The following is a 15,460-nucleotide window of genomic DNA, read 5'->3' as shown; positions in this document are numbered from 1 at the left end:
AGGATAATTGGCAATATAATCGCTCAGCCATAAATTATTTATTTACAGATTTGGCTAAATTTTATCGCCTCTTCAGGATAGGAAGCAAAGTAATCTTCCAACCACAAGCAACCTTGACTAATAGAACGATCTAAATCAAGTTCTAAGTTCCACAACTTGATAGTATTGTCAAGCCCAGCAGAAGCCAGTGTTTTACCATCGAGACTAAACATAACGCTATTAACGCTACCGAGATGCCCTTCTAACGTGGAAATTTCCATACCATTTTCTATATTCCACAGCCTCACAGTACCCTCCTCACTAGATGAAGCTAAAATCTTGCCATCAGGACTGAAACTGATATTAGTTACACCCGATAAATGTCCTTTGAGAGTGAACAATAAGCTGCCATTTTCGGCATTCCATAGTTTGACGATACTGTCCGAACCAGCAGAAGCTAAAATTTTACCATTGGGACTAAAACTAATGGTATTTGCCCAACCACTATGGGCTGGAAAAGCCTGCATCAAAGTAGCTGTTTTTAAATTTAATAGCATTATATCACCGTCAGAACAAGCCACAGCTAGAGCTTTTCCATCTGGACTAAAACTTAAATCGGTGACAATACTGCGAGGTTGTTTAAAAGTTTGCAGCAAACTACCATCTGCTATATTCCAAAGTTTTATCGTACTATCAGAACTACCAGAAACAACGGTATTCCCATCTGGACTAAAGCGAACTCTCCTTACCCAAGCACGATGGCCGTTGAGAGTTTTTAGCAATCTACCATCTTGCACATTCCACAACTTTACTGTTTTGTCATCACCGCCGGAAGCTAACATATTACCATTGGGACTAAAACTAACACTTAACACCCGACCTTGATGACCGTTAAGAGTTTTGAGTAAAGTACCATTTTTGCTATTCCACAGCTTTATTTTAAAATCGTCGCTACCGGAAGCCAACGTATTACCATCGGGACTAAAACTTACAGCTTGAACATTAGTGCTATTTCCTTTAATAGTTTGCGGTTCCCTAACCTCTAAATTCCACAGCTTGATTGCACTATCAAAACTTCCAGAAACCAGAGTTTTGCCATCTGGACTAAAACCGATACTCTCAATTCTCCCGCGATGTCCTTTGAGAAGTTGCGGTTCAATTCTATTGTCGTTTATATCGTCTAAATTCCACAACTTTACGGTACTATCGGAACTAATAGTAGCTAGAGTTTTGCCATCAGGACTAAAAATCGCACTCCAGACAGCCCTGCGATGAGTTGGGAGGTTTTGTAGCAAAGTTCCATCGGATACATTCCACAGTTTGACTAGGCCTTCTTGATCGGTAGAAGCTAAGGTTTTACCATCGGGACTAAAACTGACACTTCTGGTATTACTTTTATGATCTTTCAGAGTATTTATGATAGTTCCATCGCCAATATTCCACAGCCTCACGGTTGTATCGAAACTTGCAGAAGCGAGAGTTTTACCATCGGGACTAAAACTAATATGAGTAACGATATTGGTATGTCCTTTCAGAGTTTTTAATAATGTAGCGTCGGCTGTTTTCCACAAATTAATAAAACCAGCGGAACTACAGGAAGCAAGAATTTGACCATCAGGACTAAAACTAACAGTTCTTACCCAGCTATGATGAGCCTTAATAGTTTTAATTAAAGTGCTGCGCGTTACATCCCACAACTTTACCGTACCATCTTCACTGCCAGAAGCCAAAATCTTGCCATTAGGATGAAAACTCACACTCGTAACTCTACCAGTATGTCCTGTCAGGGTTGATATCAATGTCGCTGGTTTGGCATTCCACAGTTTTACCGTACCATCCTCGCTAGCAGAAGCAAAAATTTTGCTATCGGGACTGAAAGTTACGCTTCTGATAGCGCCACGATGACCGATCGCGCGATCGCGTTCTCTGACATGATATATTGCTTGTTGCAGGGTTCTCATTACCTGCATCTGTGTATCTTTGGTAGCTGATGGTTCTAATTTTTTCATCTTTTGTGCTGCTTGTAATGCTGTCAGCAGTGCTGCAAAAGGATCGGAAACTAAAGCTACTTTAGAGAATGAAGTTTGTAGCACTACTTGTTGTTCTGCTAGTTCCTGTTGGGCTTTTTTTACTTGTAATTGGATCGAGATTGCTGTGATGATAGAAACTGCCAGAACTATAGAACCGATAGCCATAATCCGGGTAGCCCTCCGCTGGGCTTGAGTTAATTTTACTTTTGCTTGTTGTTGAGCTGAAACTAAAGTATCATTCGCCTTTGCTAATATCTGACCTTCTTCTTCTTGAATGGCTAAAGCTAATTTAAATTCTCGTTTTTCCAAATCTTGAGATGTTGCTAAAAAGCGGTAATCGAGATAGCTCAAATTTTTATCGATCGACCATTCCAGAGCCTCTTGCAGCGCATTTCCCCGCAGCAGCCGCGAATTATCCTCAAAATTAGCAGCAGCCCAAGCATTAAAACTTTCCGCATAAGGCCGCAGCTTGCCTAACTGTTTTTCCACCCATTCCAGATTGAAAACTTCGGCATAAATTTGGTTGTAAACTTTTAATTTGCCTTGATGTTGCACGACTAAACCTGATAGCCGCAATTCGGTTTGTTCGGGGCTACCATCAGTAATAACCCCCCCCAGCCCCCCCTTGGTAAGGGGGGGAGCAAGAACAGAATTTAGCTCACCCATTCCTAGGGGAGATATAGCGGTATTTAGCCCCCCCTTAGCAAGGGGGGGTTGGGGGGGGTTAGCCGATTCCAAAACTTGCTGGTAAAGCCCCAATAACTGTCCGGCTTTTTGCTGATTTCTCAGAATGCGATCGCGAATTGTCTTCAAATGTTCGGGTTCATCCTGGGATTCCCAATTATCCACAATCCGCAACTGCACCACCTGTTCAACCGATCGCGAATTACCCAATGCTGATTCCTCCAACACCAACTTACACAGCTTTTGCGTCAGAAAAGGTTGTCCGCCCGTCCAATTTAATATCTCAGCAATAACGCTTTCAGAATTTACAACCCGCCCCCGCCAACCATCAATCAAAGGCTGCACTTCATCAATTTTAAAACCGCCCAAATTTATCGCCTTACCAATATTAAAAGGAGTTTGAGTTTTATCCGCAATCAAATCCGAAGGAGTCGCCACTCCCAACAGCGCAAAAGTCAACCTACTGTATAGAGGATTGTCAACTCTTTGATTGTAAAACCAGCGGATCAGAGCAAAAAACTCATCTGCCGAAAAATTCATGCTTAACACTCGATCGATCTCGTCAATGAAAATAACTATATTTTGTTCTATCTCAAGTAAAACCACTTCTTCAATAAACAAACTAAACCGCTGGAGTGGCGATAACAAATCCCGGCGTTCTCGCCACCAATTTCGCCAATTAATTTTATCACCTAACTGACAGCTACTGACCAAAGAATTGATCATTCCCGCATACCATTTTTCGGGAGTTACATCTTCCTTACCAATCCCAGTTAAATCGATAAAAGCACAAACAGTACCGACCGCTTGCAGCCTTCGCATCGCCCGCACCCGCAAACTAGATTTACCCATCTGGCGCGAGTTCAAAACATAACAAAACTCACCAACTTTCAAGCATTCGTAAAAGTCCAAGTCTGCTTGGCGCGTGACGTAACACGACGCATCTGCTGGGAGACTACCGCCAATCTGATATTCATAACTAACTGGAAATTCTCTGGTCATTGCTTGTACCCAAATCTAGCTTTGATTGTACGATCGCAAACTTGACTATGTAGAGATTTAGCAAAAAACCTGACTTTTACTGATTTGCGATCGGGCTGTACCTGATTTTTTCCTATAAATTCACAACCGAAAGCTATTTGTCAGTTCCTATAACACCTGATTATATCACCATTGCGGTTCATGATTTTTAGCAACAAACTGATAACAGGAAGCAAAAGGTGCAGCAAACAAAATACAAACGCCGATTGCTTCCGCAAACTTAAACAATAGTCAAAAATAGGAACTACTCCCATGACAGCACTTAGAACGATCGCCGATGCTAACATTTCTACCGCTACATTCGGTTTAATTGAAGACTTGACCGATGTTCCCTGGACAGACCCCGATGGCGAACCTAAGCCTAACAAACCCCGTTTTATTGAAGACTTGACCGATGTTCCTCGGACAGACCCCGATGATAATTTAATGCTAGAAACACGTGAAGTAATCGCCTCTGACCGTCACTTTACTAACAGCTTGTTTGGTAGCATCGATAAAATAGGTGGCTTACCCAATGACAACATAAATGGAACACCAGGAAATGATTACCTAGTAGGAAATGATGACAATCAGGTTAGTGATGCCATCTTTGGTGGTCGCGGTGCAGATACACTCAAAGGTCTTGATGGTGACGACTTCCTGTTTGGCGGTAGTGGTAAAGATCAGCTTTATGGCGGTCGCGGTTCCGATTGGTTGGAAGGCAATAGTGGGAATGACATTCTCGTTGGTCACACCAACGATCAAGGAAAATATGATTCTTATGAAGTCGATACCTTAATTGGTGGTTCGGGAGCCGATCAATTCTCGCTAGTTATGAACGGGGGGCCAGACCCTAAACTTCCTTACTTAGATGGTCTGGGCGAGACTGCTTATGCGATTATTTGGGACTTTAAGAAAGCAGATGGAGATGCAATTTTGATGCTGGGTAAAAAGCAAGATTACGAATTTACGTCTGGCAACTACGGTTATGGAAATCAGTCAACCAAAGACACGAAAATCTTTTATCAAGGTGACATGATTGCCGTGGTTTCAGATAACATGGCTGCGGATTTAACCCTCTCCTTCGTCTAATTTTATCTGTAGGGTAACTGGTTCGCAGGTTCTGTCTGGGAACCGATATCCAGAGTCTCTGCCTCGAAGAGCGATCGGGAAAATAAGGTAGCAATGTCCAAGACACGGCAATCTTCTACAAGGGTGATTTGATTGGTGTTATGCAAGATCAAAATATTACCAAACTTAACCTAAATCAGGTGTTTATCTCCGCATCTAATACGCTCTAATACCTAATTTTATTACCCAACAACATTACTTGGAGAATCATCATGGATAAGAACATTAAAAACCAAAGCCTCTCAGTTGTACGACCTGTAACATCCATAATCCTTGCCACCTTGATGGCAGTATCTTTTTCGTCCGCAATGGCAATTTTAGGTAAGACTTCTCAAGTTTTGGCTAACCCCTTAAAATCACAACAGGTTAATCACCTTCAAATCAATGAAGTAATTACTTCCCCATCTTCGATTGTCGGTAACTGGAAAGGGAGTCTTTATTCTCAAGGTGATGATGTAGTAACTTCTGTTGAAATGGTTATCAAACAGGGAGCAAACCAGCAAGGAACATGGAAATTTATAGGAGAAAATAATACTCCTTTTGAAAGTGGTGCAGTAGTTGCCTCCGTAGGTGCTAATAATGTAAATCTGGAATTCAAGCAAACAAACAAAAAACCTAGTTGGTTTTTCAAATGCAAACTTCCAAACAATACCAAGCTTTCTTGCGAAAAGGTTGGTAATACATTGACGAAGCTCACTTTGAAAAAGATTTAGCTTAACTCGCGAGAAGCCCTACGTCTCACCGAAAGGTGAGCGTGTTTTCTTTAACCTAAAACACGGCAGAAATACTCGCGGTACAAATTGCAACGCGGCAGGACATAATTGTTTTGCCGCCGCACAATTCCCATACTGTGCAATTTGTAAATTTGCATGGAATCTAATTCAACTGGTTCGGCAGAATTCACAACTTTTTTCAAAGCTAAAGCTAATTCGGGATTGTGTTGCAGGATTTCCAAATGCTTGCGTAAATGATTGCTGTAAATTCCCGATTCTGAGGCTGCGTTTTCTAATAGCTGAGTTAAGGAAATTTTGCCACAGCTAATCTCATACATTGCCAATCTTACTAAATAAGGATGTCCGCCGATCGCACAAATCAACTCTCCCAACTGCCCTTCATCCCAATCCAAGCCGTGCAACCGCGCTAAATCGTGAATTTTCTGGCTGTCAAACTCCTGCAACTCCACGGGAACCCCCGCATTAAACGGAGATTGATTCATGTCCAAAGGAATATAAACTTCGGTAGAATGCGCCATTACCAACCGCAGTTTTTGCCAGATATCCGAAATCTTGGCTTTTTCGTGCCAACTTCGCAGCATCCCCAGAAAGTCTTCCACTACTTCAGTGTAGCCAAATAGGCGATCGACTTCATCCAATCCCAACACTAGGGGAGTTTCTATTTCTGCTAGCAAATACTCTTCAAAGTAAACTGTGCAGTTATCGTTGCTACCTAAGATATCCGTATCCCAATATTCGTTTAATTTGTTTTCTAATTTTAACTGTCGGCTGACCATCAAACACAACCAGCGCAGAAACTTATCAAGATTTGTTAATATTCCTCGGTCTGCTGCGCTCAAATCTAAATAAACTGCGTGATATTTTTCCAGTTTTGCATGAGCTAAGATGCGGTTCATTAGTGAAGTTTTGCCCATCATTTCCGGTGCTTTAATCCGAATCAGCGAACCGGGTTTGAGAACTGTTTCGTTGCAGAGTGATTCGATATTAGAACGTTTTATATAAAAAGGTGAATCTAAGGCTACTGAACCTTCGGGGAACTGCAAATTTGCCACCGCCGGCAATGTTTCTAAAGGTGGATTTGTCTGAATAGATTGACTACATTCTGCTTCATAAGCTCTTCTTAGAGCTTCTTTGAAATTTTTCTTGGTAATTTTTTCTCCCAAAGCTTCGGAAAGCTTATGCCACAATTTATTGCCGACATCTTTGTTGAGGTATTCAGCACTGTAGCCGTAAGTTGTGGCGATTTCATCGTAACTTTTGCCTTCCCAAGAACCTTGCAGGACTTTCATTTCGATGTCGCTGAGATATTTGCCGGTGTTTTGGGCAAAAATGCGATCGGCAGATTCTTTGGTTTTGTTCCAAGAGAATTCTAATTCTGATTTCATGGGCTGGACACGGGTAATTAAATATACACGTAAGTATGCAGACTATGGCAAGAGAGGAGTTGTTCCTCTATCGGGAAATCACCCTGACTTTTCCCTATTTTAACTGATTAACTTTGGTTTTTACTGTAAATCAGTGGTGCCGGCCATATTTGTGTTTATTTAAACACCTGATTTTATTCCCATTGTCGGTTCTTTGACGAGAGGAGAAACTAAATACATCAAGCCAGTTAGTTGAGTCTTTCTCATTCTTGCACTAATTGGAAAACCACAAGGAGCAACAAAAATGTCCTCACTTATCAAAGGTACTGACTACGACGACAACAACACTGTCAACGGCGACGGTCAACTCCATAAATCGTTAGTGGGAGATGATTGGACAATCGACGGTCAAGGTCAAATTCAGATTTCAAATGATATAATCTACGGCTATAAAGGCGATGATATCTTGTCAGGTCGCGGCGGAGATGACATCCTCTACGGTGGCTTCGGGGGGGATAAGCTAGATGGCGGCGCGGGTAATGATAAATTATACGGCGAAGCTGGCGAGGATTTCCTGTATGGAGGTAGTGGCAAAGATACACTGTCTGGCGGCCTTCACAACGATTATCTATTCGGAGGAAGCGGCAAAGATTATCTAATCGGCGGCGACGGTAACGATTACCTTGACGGTGCTAATTTTTCGGGTGCTGGTAACGGTATCGGCGCAGGTAGTGAATCCGATTCTCTCGCCGGCGGCGCGGGTGCGGACACATTTGTACTCGGTAATGTTAATAATGTTTACTATCTCGGCACTGGCTACGCTACGATTACGGATTTTACGTTAGGTACTGATAAAATCCAAATTAAAGGCAATCTAGCAGACGGCTATTCGCTGAAAGCTGGCGATTGGAGCAATAACAAGGTTCAAGATACTGGTATCTTCTACAAGGACAATTTGATTGGTGTTGTTTTAGAGACAAACTTAACTAATGTTAACCCGAATCAAGTATTCTTGTCCGCGCCTCCAATCCCTCAATAGTCTTAAGCTTGGGTGCATCTGGTTTTTGAAGCCTGAAGAAGCATGACCGCATATAAGTTATTAGTTATAATCTGATATTTACTGCGGTCATGCTTCGCCCCTACCAGACACATTTGCCACTCTGAAATGCACGCTTAAGCTTCGCTACCTCAGGGCGAAAATTGAGGATTTCTCACTATTTTAAAATAGGAGTTTTTATGATGAAAATTGCGGACGATCGACCGAAATACCACCGACTTTTCTACACAACTTTGATATTAATTTCAGCTATCCTTTTAGGAGGATTGGGAAAGGTTTTCGAGTCCAACAACAACATAGCTTTGGCCCAAGAAAGCATCCCCGTTAGCGGTAGCGGCGACGCACAACTCCAGCCAATTGTACAATCGCTGACAGAATTTATGCGCCACCGCTGCGTCGGTGCCGCCGTACTCGGTGTTTCTGTTAAAGGTAAGCCCGTGGGTGTTTGGGGTTTGGGGCGCATGAAAGACCGATCGACCAATAACTCAAATCCGGCTTGCGGTGACGATATGCAGACCCCTCTAAGTGCGATCGTACCCGCAGATACCCCCATGCGGATCGGCAGTATCAGCAAGCCTGTTACCTTTGCCATGGTGCGCTGGGCGCTAAAACAGACGGCGCGCGATCGGGCAAATTTAGAACTGACTGACGACCAAATTGAAGGGATGAAATTGTTCGACCCCCAACATTATCCGCCGCTAATTCCCGGTTTGAACAAGCAATATCCAATAGCCATTATCCCGGAAAAATTGCACGCGGCATTTTCGGGAAAAGTCAAATTTCCAGTTGCTATTAAAGACAGTAATTGTGGCAATCTTAACTCAGGATTTGCAGACAAACAGTGGCAAAACGTCACCCTCGGAAATTTATTATCCCATCGCTCGGGACTTCAGCGGAGCGCGCCCAGATACGGTGAAGATATGACGGCAAATTTGCCAGTGCTGCGAAATCTGAAAACCCCAGCAGATTTTAAATCCCAAGAACAGCTACTTGTCAATGAATGGGGGAACAAATCTGTCATTTCTGCTAAAAATCAACTCGGCATCTCTGCTAATGCAGGCTATTTTTTGCCTAGTCCTAATTTAGAAGAAACTATGATGGTTTTGGCTGGGCGATGCCTTCAGTATCCTCTCGGTCAATATCATTATTCCAATACCAGTCCGGCATTTCCTACGATTATTTTGCAGCAGTTGGTAGCTTCCGGCAGATTTGCTGCTAAAACGGGTAAACTAGAAACTCATCAAGGCTCTGCTTTGGAGGTTTTCTTCAAAACCGAGTTGGGAATTCCTACTACGGCTACCAAGGGAATTTTCATGAGCCAAGGAGTAGAAAATTTTGGCGATCGCGAGCCGGAAAAACGCCACTGGAACGGCAAAAATTACTACGGTAAGGGATGGGATTTGAAGCGACCGCACTGTATTTGGAATGGTAATTTTTGCGACTTTTCTAGCTGGATAAATCCGCAGCCAGGGAAGATTAACTGGTCTTGGAATTTAAGCCAGGTTCCTTTTTCCCGAAGAAGTACAGATTTGAGTCCAGGAACTGGTTCGCTTGCTGCGGAAGCTGGAGTTTTTCTCAAATTCATGTCACAATATTGGGTGGGCGGTTATGAAAACAATCCGCGCATTGGGGAAAGGCGAAATAATGTTTGGAATCGATATACTGCTCATAACGGAGCGCTCGATGGTACTGAGGCTTGGGCAATTCAGTTAGGGGGAAGTAACAATCCGAAAGAGTGGAAATTGCCGCCTGTGGACGATAAAGGTCGCATTCTTGATGATTTTGCTAATTTGCAGATGTATGCGGGTTTGTTGCCGGATGGAGTTGATATTTTTGTGGCTGTGAATCAGAGGGCTGATAAGAAGTGTGTTGAGGCTAAAGGTTACAATTGCGGGGATGCTTACGGGCTTTTGAATAATTTTATTTTGTACGGTGCTTCACGGGTAAATTGGAATATGGTTGCACCGACTGCTGTTGTCAAATAATATTGATAAGTCAACGGCAGATGCGAGGCAGATAAACACAGATAAACGCAGATTGTTCGTAGGGTGCCTCTCCCTTCTTTAATCCCATAATTCAATCAATTATCTAGCAAGCGATGCACCTCATACATGGGAATTGTGTCAGGTGCATCGCTATCAAATTGTCGGTCTTGATGCAAAGATTGTTGGTGGCGACGCACCCTACAAATACTGTCAACTGTGAACTGAATGAAGGTAAAGTTAAGACTCAGTTTAAATATGAGTTTTTGAACAAGCCCATGAATTTCCGCTTCCGACTGTGTACTTCCATGAGTTGAGCGCGATAAGCAGACCATTCAACATTTCGCCCAGTTTGTATATAGGCAGCACGGGCTTTTTCTAGCCACTCGATCGCACTATCGTACTCGGCTGATTTCATTTGATTTAGAATCGATTCAGCGCGGCGACTAGCATTGACGATTACCCAATCGGGGCGATGGGAAATTGCCGCCACCATCACTCGATGAACCAGTTGTGAACCGTAGGATGTGTCAACAAGGGCGATCGCCTCTTCAATCAGTTTCTCATGCAGAAAAATATCCACCTTCGCTTCGGTAGAATTGTAGCTTTGAGTGGCTCTTAAAATTGCCAATAAATCTGCTTTCAAAGTTGACAAATTATCTCCTGATAACTCCTGCAATGAAAGATAATCATTCAAGGAAGGTTGAATTTCAAAAACTTTCATTTTAGCCTTAAACGCAGCTTCTTTTTCTCCCAATTCATCGGCTAATTCACTCATACAAACTGCCAGTTTGTAGGTAGAATTGCCGGGTAAATTTAACCCAGCTTGACAAATCTTTAGAGCTTCTTCTGAGTATCCGTCTTCTTGTAAAATTTGAACTAGAGCAAAAGCTTCTTCCACTGATGTCATGTCGGTTGTGGCAGCTTTCACAGCTTCTTCTATTCTCCCCAAACGAGCTAACATTGTCAGATATTGTTGAATGCAGCCTTCTGCTTTGGCTAAGTATAAGTATTCTTTGTCGCGATTCTGCCGATCGAGAATTTGCAATCTAGTCAAGGTTAAGTCATGAGCATAATCTGGTGCGTCAACATCCCAAATTCCTTGTCCACTAAGGTTTCCTTCCAATATCTGCTGGAGTGGCGGGTAGTCCCAACCTTGCCGTAAAGCTTCCAAGCTCATACTGAAATCACAATCCCATTCATCTTTCCAACCTTCTAACATCACCTCGAAATCTATTTCTTCTTCAGCAGTTAGCTCAGCCGTCAAAATGGCTTCTGTCCAAGCTTCATCCAAAGCATTAGTGATTTCATAACTTTCACAACCATATTCTGCTACGTCATCCCAATCATCAACACAACCTGAGGTAATGGCTTCTAAAATTACTAAAGCATTTTTGCCGTCTCCATGTTCGCTGAATTCCTGGGCTTGCTGAATCAGTTCTAAAATTTCTTCTGTAATCGGGTCTTCTTCATCATAAGCATATTCATCCTCCCAATGATTCTGAGCTTGTCGGAAAATTTCTCGCACTTGTCGCCGAAAAGGAGCAGGATCGATCGCACTTCGCCGATGTGTTGTCGCCAGTTGGTTTGTCGGCCCAGACACAGCGTTTGAGTTGACGTATAGTTCGATCGCACTTATCAGCGAGGGTTCGTTGTCCACTAAATGCTCTACTAACTCATAGATTTGGGCGTCATTGAGGCGAGAGAGCAACTCTTCCAGCGTTTCGCCCCGTTCAATTTTTTCTGGTTCTCGCAGGCACAAAAACAGCGTAGCGATAATGTGTTTGCACCATCCATCGCCATCGTAAGGACAAGTGCAGAATACTCCAGATGTTAATCCGGCATGAGTAAAGGGCAAGGTAACATCGTAAGGTTCAACTTGAGAACCGTATACTTTTGCTTGCACCATATTGCCGCGGAGAACTGCGCTAGCAACATTGCCACCGAGATAGTAATCTTCGGCTCGGTTGAGCGATCGCTCAGAACTGTTATTCTTGATAATCGTTTCACTAAGTTTGGGAATTGGCATCACACCAGACCTCAGCAATTAAAGGATTAGACTCGATTTTACTTCAGAAATGCACTTGGTCTACGATATGCAGTCTGCTCTACAAACAGCAGCGGGCATTAAAACTGAACCCTCAAGTGTCAACTGTTAACTGTCAATTTTTTAAGATTCTTTAATATGAATTTCAAAGCAGGGGAAGTAAACATTATCCAGTCTACTGTGCAAACAGCAGCGGAAAATAAAACTGAACCCTCAACCCTCAACTGTCAACTGTCAACTGTTTAAAATTATTCGATATTCTTGAGTTTGGATGCCAGCTAGTCCAAAGGCAGCGCTAAGATGGTTAAGCACTGTTTTGCACTACTCTCATGTCCCAACGCGCCAAAACCTCACACAGCCAGCCAAGTGCATCCGACAACGGGCATCATGTGATGACTTCTAACTCCAACAGCCAAAATACGATTCGGATTCGCGGTGCGAGACAGCACAACCTTAAGAATATCGATCTGGAACTGCCGCGCGATCGACTGATAGTTTTTACCGGTGTCTCCGGTTCCGGTAAGTCTTCCCTGGCTTTCGATACAATTTTTGCCGAGGGACAGCGCCGCTACGTGGAGTCTCTCAGCGCCTACGCCCGCCAGTTTTTGGGACAGTTGGATAAGCCGGATGTCGATGCGATAGAGGGGTTGAGCCCTGCTATTTCGATCGACCAAAAGTCAACTTCGCACAACCCGCGATCGACTGTCGGCACTGTTACAGAAATTTACGATTATCTTAGATTGCTCTACGGCAGAGCTGGCGAACCGCACTGTCCGATTTGCGATCGCTGCATTGCGCCGCAGACAATTGATGAAATGTGCGATCGAGTTATGGCACTTCCAGACGGTACTCGCTTTCACCTTCTGGCCCCAGTTGTGCGCGGAAAAAAAGGCACTCACCGCAAATTATTGTCGAGTTTAGCTTCCGAAGGATTTATTCGCGTCAAAGTTAACGGAGAAATTTTAGAACTTTCGGAAAATATCGAATTAGATAAAAATCATATCCACAATATCGAGATAGTTGTCGATCGGTTAGTTAAAAAACCGGGTTTAGAAGAGCGTTTAGTGGATTCTCTGGCAACTTGTTTGCGACATTCTGAGGGAATTGCGATCGTAGAAGAGTTACCGCCTGACGAAAATTCTGAACCAGCCAATGGGCCGATCGTATTTTCGGAGAACTTTGCTTGTCCCGAACACGGCGCGGTGATGGAAGAACTTTCGCCCCGGTTGTTTTCGTTTAATTCGCCCTACGGCGCTTGTCCCAACTGTCACGGTTTGGGGAGTTTGCGGACTTTTGCACCGGAGTTAGTCATTCCTGATGAGAAAGCACCTCTTTATTGTGCGATCGCCCCTTGGTCAGACAAAGACAACTCCTATTATCTCTCTTTGCTGTGCAGCGTTGCCGATAGTTGCGGGTTTGATATCGACACTCCTTGGTTCCGCTTGAGGCCCGAACACCAGCGAGTGATTTTGTACGGTAATGAGTCAAAACAAACCGCAGAAAGCAAGAAGCGAGACAGCAACGCCAGCGATTTGAGGAGAGATTTTAAGGGCGTAATTTCCATGTTGCAGCGCCAGTACGACGATACAGGTTCTGATTTGATCAAACAGAAGCTGGAACAGTATCGAGTCGATCGCTCTTGCGATTGTTGTCACGGCAAACGCTTGAAACCAGAGGCGCTGTCTGTACGGTTAGGAAACTATGGAATTGTGGATTTGACGGGGATTTCGATTCGCGAATGTCGGGAACGAGTCAATAATTTGGGATTGAGCGATCGGCAATTTCAAATATCCGATTTAGCCCTCAGAGAAATCAAAGCAAGATTGCAATTTTTGCTCGATGTCGGATTAGATTACCTGACATTAGACCGTGCAGCCATGACACTTTCCGGCGGAGAAGCCCAGCGAATTCGCCTCGCAACTCAAATCGGTTCCGGTTTGACCGGCGTCCTCTACGTTTTAGATGAACCCAGCATCGGACTGCACCAAAGAGACAACTTTCGCCTGCTGCAAACCTTAACAAAATTGCGCGATTTAGGCAATACTTTGATTGTCGTAGAACACGATGAAGAAACCATGCGCGCCGCCGATCACATTGTCGATATCGGCCCCGGCGCAGGCGTTCACGGCGGCAAAATCATCTCGCAAGGAAGTTTAGAAAACTTGCTAGCGGCCGAAGAATCTTTGACTGGTGCTTATCTGTCGGGAAAACGAGTAATTGAAACTCCCAATGAAAGGAGAAAAGGCAACGGCAAAGCTCTCTCGCTCAAAAATGCGAGTCGCAACAATTTAAAAAACGTCGATGTGGAAATTCCCCTGGGAAAACTTGTCTGCGTGACAGGTGTTTCCGGTTCTGGAAAATCAACTTTAATCAATGAATTGCTCTATCCGTCACTGCAACACTATCTGACCAAAAAAGTTCCTTTACCACCCGATATGGACGCCCTAAAAACCAAGGGCGAACGCTCTCTAGATGATGTGGTTGATAAGGTCATTGTCATCGATCAATCTCCCATCGGCCGCACTCCGCGTTCCAATCCCGCTACCTACACGGGAGTCTTTGATGTGATTCGGGATTTGTTTTCCGAAAGCATTGAAGCGAAGGCAAGAGGTTACAAAGCCGGGCAGTTTTCTTTTAACGTGAAAGGGGGAAGGTGCGAAGCTTGCGGCGGCCAAGGCGTGAACGTGATTTCGATGAATTTTCTGCCGGATGTTTACGTACAGTGCGAGGTTTGTAAAGGTGCGCGGTACAACCGGGAAACGCTGCAAGTGAAGTATAAAGGCAAGTCAATTTCTGATGTTTTGAACATGACTGTGGAGGAAGCTTCGGAAATGTTTAAAAATATTCCGAGGGCGGGCGCCAGACTGGAAACGTTAGTGGATGTTGGCTTGGGTTACATTCAGTTGGGACAGCCTGCACCGACGCTTTCTGGCGGGGAAGCGCAGCGGGTGAAGTTGGCTACGGAACTGTCGCGTCGCGCTACTGGGAAGACGCTTTATTTGATTGATGAACCCACGACTGGCTTGTCGTTTTATGACGTTCACCACTTACTCAATGTGCTGCAAAGATTGGTGGATAAGGGTAATTCAATTTTGGTCATCGAACACAATTTGGACGTGATTCGGTGCTGCGATTGGGCGATCGATTTGGGGCCAGAAGGGGGAGATAAGGGAGGGGAAATTATTGTGGCGGGGACGCCGGAGGATGTGGCGGCAAATCCTCGTTCTTATACTGGGAAATATTTGAAAGCTGTTTTAGAGCAGCATCCTTTAGGGAGTGCTGTAGCTGTTAGCTAATACTCGGTCAGGATAGATATTGTAGGGTGCGTCAGCGATTAGCCTAATTTTCAGGTGGAGAGGCAGAAGTGGCTGACGCACCCTACTGCTACCCACTCAGGAACGATTTTGCGTCATTTGAGGTGCATCGTTGAGC

The 15,460-nt window shown here is 44.0% G+C and carries 8 protein-coding genes; 5 read left to right on the top strand and 3 right to left on the bottom strand.

Annotated elements, in window-relative coordinates; all coding sequences use genetic code 11:
- Window positions 1-38 precede the first annotated feature (38 nt).
- The gene (locus tag JGK22_RS02195; RefSeq protein WP_293218793.1) at window positions 39-3,695 is read right to left on the bottom strand and encodes an AAA-like domain-containing protein; all 3,657 of its coding nucleotides are present in this window, start codon (window positions 3,693-3,695) and stop codon (window positions 39-41) included.
- A 291-nt stretch (window positions 3,696-3,986) separates the two neighbouring features.
- Between JGK22_RS02195 and JGK22_RS02190 the strand changes: the two genes are divergently transcribed.
- On the top strand, window positions 3,987-4,805 hold the full coding sequence (locus JGK22_RS02190; protein WP_293190862.1) for a hypothetical protein: 819 nt from the start codon (window positions 3,987-3,989) through the stop codon (window positions 4,803-4,805).
- Between the two features lie 251 nt (window positions 4,806-5,056).
- On the top strand, window positions 5,057-5,557 hold the full coding sequence (locus JGK22_RS02185) for a hypothetical protein (protein WP_293181715.1): 501 nt from the start codon (window positions 5,057-5,059) through the stop codon (window positions 5,555-5,557).
- Between the two features lie 50 nt (window positions 5,558-5,607).
- Here JGK22_RS02185 and JGK22_RS02180 read toward each other — a convergent pair whose 3' ends face one another.
- A complete protein-coding gene (locus JGK22_RS02180) occupies window positions 5,608-6,963 on the bottom strand; it encodes an AAA-like domain-containing protein (protein ID WP_293181714.1) in 1,356 nt (451 codons plus the stop codon).
- A gap of 283 nt (window positions 6,964-7,246) precedes the next feature.
- On the opposite strand from JGK22_RS02180, the gene JGK22_RS02175 reads away from it, so the two are divergent.
- Window positions 7,247-7,981: a calcium-binding protein gene (locus JGK22_RS02175; RefSeq protein WP_293181713.1), complete on the top strand. Its 735-nt coding sequence runs from the start codon at window positions 7,247-7,249 to the stop codon at window positions 7,979-7,981.
- 197 nt (window positions 7,982-8,178) lie between these two features.
- Window positions 8,179-9,984 carry a serine hydrolase gene (locus tag JGK22_RS02170; protein ID WP_293241565.1) on the top strand — a complete coding sequence of 602 codons (1,806 nt, stop codon included), beginning with the start codon at window positions 8,179-8,181 and terminating at the stop codon, window positions 9,982-9,984.
- A 244-nt stretch (window positions 9,985-10,228) separates the two neighbouring features.
- Here the strand turns inward: JGK22_RS02170 and JGK22_RS02165 are convergent, their stop codons facing one another.
- A complete protein-coding gene (locus JGK22_RS02165) occupies window positions 10,229-12,010 on the bottom strand; it encodes an SWIM zinc finger domain-containing protein (RefSeq protein WP_293312238.1) in 1,782 nt (593 codons plus the stop codon).
- A 347-nt stretch (window positions 12,011-12,357) separates the two neighbouring features.
- Here JGK22_RS02165 and uvrA point away from each other — a divergent pair, with 347 nt between their 5' ends.
- Entirely contained in the window at window positions 12,358-15,324 is a 2,967-nt protein-coding gene (gene uvrA / locus JGK22_RS02160; RefSeq protein WP_293181710.1) for an excinuclease ABC subunit UvrA, read from the top strand.
- The last annotated feature ends 136 nt before the right edge of the window (window positions 15,325-15,460 follow it).

The sequence above is a fragment of the Microcoleus sp. PH2017_08_TRC_O_A genome (genome assembly GCF_020738665.1).
In the GTDB taxonomy this organism is placed as follows: Bacteria; Cyanobacteriota; Cyanobacteriia; order Cyanobacteriales; family Microcoleaceae; genus Microcoleus.
This window is presented reverse-complemented; position numbering and strand designations above follow the sequence as displayed.